A 4553-nucleotide genomic window follows, 5' to 3' on the forward strand; every position below is an offset into this window, starting at 1 on the left:
TGCGGACCGTCTCGACCAGCAGCACCGCCCCGGCCTGCGAGATCGCCCCTCTGCCACCGCCCTCGACGCGGACACGCGGGTACAACCCGATACGCCTGCTCACCTGGAGAGTGCTTCCTTCCGTGCAGCCAACAGGACCCTAGACAAGTCCCATCGTTGCAAGGTTGCGCCAAGTGGCCATGGCGCGGGGTGCGCTGCCGGTCCGCAGCTGGGAGGCGTCTTCGGTGAAGGAGGTGTCCCGGACGTGGTGCAGGGACTCGACTTGCCAGTGGTCTTTGATCAGCTTCGCGAGTCGGGCGGGGCTGGGCTGCTCGGCGGTCAGGCTGGTGACCGCGTAGAGGGTCTTGACGGTGGTCTTGCCGGTCTTGCGGTCGGTTCGGCGGCGTTTGATCTGGACGGCTTGGCGGGCTCCGGGGAAGAGCAGGTTGTTCACGGTGGCGGCCTTGATTCGGCGGATCTCCGAGCGGCCGTGGCTGATGGCCTTGATGCGTCCCTGGAGGGGGATGTCCTTCCAGGGAAGGGACTTCAGCTGTTTGCGCAGCTTCTTCTGGTTGCCCTTTGCGATCATGATGTAGTGGGCCTCGCGGCCCAGGAGGTACTCGGCGTGCTCGTGCTGGGTGTGGAGGGCATCGGCGGTGATCACCAGACCCGCGAGGTCCGCGATCGCATCCAGCAGTGGCTGGAACCGTGTGACCTCGTTCGTTTTCTCGCCCACGTCCCGCTGGGCCAGGACGGCCGGTGGTGGGCTCGAGGGCGGCAAGAAGGCGGATCTTTTGGCCCTTGGCCCTGGAGGCGCCGCGCAGACTCTTGCCGTCCACGGCCAGAGCGCGAAGCCCGGAGGCTTTCGGGCGGCGGTCGGCGACCCAGTGGCCCACCGACTGGTCCAGTGCGTCGCCGTCGATGCGGGCCAGCACCCGGCGGACGGTGGTCTCTGAGGGCAGCGACCGCCGGGGCTGGAGCGGATCAGGGCGGACGCCGAGCCGGTTGAGCACGTGCGTGGGGGCGTCGGCGATCCACTCGCCGACCGCCAGCAGGGATGTCGCTCCGGCCAGTACGGCGCACGCGGTGAGGGCGAGTACGGCGGCGAGAGCATGGCGCACGCCACGCGGATCGCGCGGATCCGGCACCTCGGCCAGGCGTTCCAGCAGGCCCGGAACCTCCTCGGGGACGGCCTCGGGGTGCCGGCACAGCTGGTCAGGGGCGGGCGGGATCAGGGTTGATGCGGCGGCAGGCACGGTCTTCCACTCGGATCACGGGGCGTCGAGAACCCATGATCTTGGAAGTCCCGTGCCTGTACGTTCCCCAGCCGCCGAGCCGGCAGATCACCACGAACCGGGCGCCGTCTGACTATGCCGAAGCCCTGCGGCCCTGCCGTCTGGGCACGCACTCACCATTTCCTCAGTTCAGAGCTGTTTTCCACGAGCACGTATGCCCGCTCACTGCGGAAGCCAGGCAAGAAGACACACCAGTTTGGGATGGAGTTACTCAAGGCCTGCTCCGTGTCAGGGGCGAAGATGGGAGCGACAGTGACATTGATCAATATCGAAGGAAGTACTCGTGAGTGACTGGACTCTGCCCGGCTTCGTGGAGACCCAACTATTGGGGTCTGGTGGCAGCGGACGGGTCGTCATGGCGGTTGATCCGGCGACCAGTTCGCTGGTAGCTATCAAATACCTCACCTCGCAGTTGGCTGCTGACATGGCTTTCCGCGAAGTCTTCCGTGCCGAAGCAGCACTGCTCAGGGCGCTGAGTTCCCCCCACATAGTGCGTCTGTACGACTACGTAGAAACGCCACAAGGCGCGGCCATCGTCATGGAATTGGTCAACGGTCCCTCGCTTCGAGTCCTTCTGCGGGAAGAGGGGGCGACGTCTGCTGAAGCCGCACTCTGTGTACTCAAAGGTTCGCTGCTTGGACTGGCCGCAGCGCACAGTGCGGGGGTCGTGCACCGCGACTACAAGCCAGAGAATGTACTAGTCAGTTCTGACGGAACTTCCAAGCTAGCAGACTTCGGTATTTCTGTGCCTGCTGGGAGTACACAGGGCAGCGCCGGAACCCCTAGGTACATGGCCCCGGAGCAGTGGAGGACAGGAGTTGCCTCACCTTCCGCGGATGTCTATGCCGCTACGGCAACCTTCTTCGAGTGCGTGACAGGCTCATATCCTTTCCGAGCGGAACATTTCGCCATGATCGCCGCACAGCACATGTCAGCTCCAGTTCCTGTTCACGAAGCACCCACGCCTGTGCGCTCCCTCATTGCATGGGGTATGGCTAAGAATCCGGAAGACAGGCCACCCTCAGCCACAGCATTCCTGGACGAACTGGAACTAACGGCCAATACGGCTTACGGGAATGACTGGGAAGAACGTGGCCGCCGAGAACTTGCCGCTTGTCTTCTGCTGCTGTTACCTCACTTGCCGGTCACCCATGGCGCCACAGACGCTGCCACCTCTCTTGTTGACACGACTATCGGGCCACGTAGACGCAAATCGAATCTCCTAGCGCGTCATCCGCGCCGCGTGCTACTTGCTGCCGCTACGCTCACCAGCGCAGTCGCTCTCTTTTCCACGGTATCAAGTTCACCGGACGGCCCTGATCACACCGAAGCAGGAGTCCGGGCCACCTCGCCGTCTCCCGAGCAGCAACTGACTTCTGCCCCTGCGCCAACCACACCTTTCTCTTCCCGGTCGCCTTCCGCCGCCGCGGGCACTTTTGACGATAAGACAGCCAAGCCTGATCGCAGTGCGTCTACGCCTACTGCGTCTTCGGGGACGGCACCCGCGCCCCAGTCTCCCCAGTCAGCAGCCGCTTCGCCGACCAAGACCGGCACCCCGCTGCCTGTCCCGACCACTATGACAGCTCCGACCATTGAGAATGTCCATCTGAATGCGGTCTCGAACCAGACCGCTTCGGCCGTCATCCGGATCACAGCTCCCAGCTCAGATCCTGTCAAACTCACACTGAACTGGTACGGCAGCAACAGACCTGGCATCGCAGAGATCCAGGACGGGGAAGCCCAGACACTCAACCTCAGAGGTCGCACCAGCTACGAGATAACCGTCCAACACACGTTCAGCGATTCCTTGTGCCTTCATGCCTATCTGGGGCTGAACACCACCACTTCGCCCGGGCGAATGCCCGGTAGTTATTATCGCGACACAGTAAGCCCCGCCTGCAGTTTCCCGAAGCCTAAGGGAGTAGACGGCTCGATAGGGAAGGACCTGTTATGAAGCAATACGGTCCGCATGGAGATGAACCAGAATATCTGTCCACGCACTGGCAGGTCACATCCCCGAATAGTCTGCCAAGCGCAGGCTATAGTAATCCCGACTACGGCACCGTTGCAGACGCCCTGGTCAATAGCACAGCACCGCAAGTCGCGACACGCCGGTTCAATGACGATGACACCAGTGAGGCACTTTCCGCAGCCTATGCGCAGGCACAGGTGCCTCGTCGAAAGACAGTGAGATATCGTCGCCGCAAGCGCGGATGGGCCGGGACAACTCTCGTTTTGGCCGTAGCTGGATATCTAGTTTGGTCGTCCTTCGAACCAGACCTCGAAGTCACTAATCTTACGGTGGCCGCAGACCGTCTCGTGGTGCCATGCGAAGGAATAGCTCGAATCAGCGCACGGGCACAGTCGAACGGCGGTTCAGGAACCATCCGCTACCGATGGATGCGCAGCGACGGAACAAACTCAGGAACGCTGCGCCAGTCGGCGGCACGTGGACAGAAGTATATTCTGCTTCCCATGCGATGGACATTCCACGGACGTGGCACCTATGACGCCACCGCCACGATGGAAATACTCTCCCCATCATCGCGGACGGCATCTGTGCACTTTATTTACCGCTGCCACGGACGCGACCCTCAGCTAGCCTCTGCTAGTCAGGTAGGTTGATATGTAGCGAATCCCTCCGTCGATGGTGCGGCAATCTCACTCAACACGCCATCGGCGTGGGGGACTTTATTAGGTGCGTATCTTCCATGCTCGACGCCTCACATGAGTAGAACACGTCTCTTGGTGTCGGCGTACAGTGCCTCGTTCCGTCGCCTCTACACCCGCATCTAACTTCGGGCATGACCTGGGGATTTACAGCATCGCGGCCAGAACTACTGACTTTGCTGGCGTGGTGTCGTCAAGGTGAGACCGGTTTCGGCGAGGCATCCGTCGATGAGGTTGCTGCGGTACTGGATCTGGTGGAGACCGTGCCGAAGCACGCGCATCAGGTGGGCGGGGGTCGGTGAAGGCGGTGTTGGCCTGGCTGCTGCGTCGCAGCAGTGCCCAGATGCCCTCGACAGGGTTGAGATCGGGCGCATAGGCCGGTAGGAAGCAGTAGGTGATCCAGTCATGGGTGTCAATGAGTTTCTTCGAGTTGGCCATCGATCGGGTGATGGCCCAGGGGCGCAGCATGCGAGGCCCCCGAGCTGTTGATCGAGATGTCTGACGTCTCAACCATGCTGCTCGGGGGCCTCGTTGGTTATCTATCCTGCCGCACTCGACTTGCCGCATGCGCTTGTGGAGTGGGTGACCATACTCATCGTCATGTGTGAG

At 62.0% G+C, this 4553-nt stretch carries 2 protein-coding genes and 3 pseudogenes; 2 read left to right on the forward strand and 3 right to left on the reverse strand.

Annotation, left to right across the window (positions count from 1 at the left end; all coding sequences use genetic code 11):
- Nucleotides 1–139 precede the first annotated feature (139 nt).
- On the reverse strand, nucleotides 140–760 hold the full coding sequence (locus tag ACWCQK_RS42015; RefSeq protein ID WP_451164513.1) for an ISAs1 family transposase: 621 nt from the start codon (nucleotides 758–760) through the stop codon (nucleotides 140–142).
- 160 nt (nucleotides 761–920) lie between these two features.
- A pseudogene (locus ACWCQK_RS42020) lies at nucleotides 921–1235 on the reverse strand (transposase family protein); the annotation flags it as partial.
- Nucleotides 1236–1557: 322 nt separating this feature from the next.
- Between ACWCQK_RS42020 and ACWCQK_RS42025 the strand changes: the two are divergent.
- A complete protein-coding gene (locus tag ACWCQK_RS42025) occupies nucleotides 1558–3228 on the forward strand; it encodes a protein kinase domain-containing protein (RefSeq protein WP_451164515.1) in 1671 nt (556 codons plus the stop codon).
- A gap of 883 nt (nucleotides 3229–4111) precedes the next feature.
- Here the strand turns inward: ACWCQK_RS42025 and ACWCQK_RS42030 are convergent.
- A pseudogene (locus ACWCQK_RS42030) lies at nucleotides 4112–4361 on the reverse strand (transposase); the annotation flags it as partial.
- A gap of 114 nt (nucleotides 4362–4475) precedes the next feature.
- On the opposite strand from ACWCQK_RS42030, the pseudogene ACWCQK_RS42035 reads away from it, so the two are divergent.
- Nucleotides 4476–4553 (forward strand): annotated as a pseudogene (locus tag ACWCQK_RS42035) (IS5/IS1182 family transposase); the annotation flags it as partial.

It is taken from the genome of Streptomyces sp. NPDC002306 (assembly GCF_053593435.1).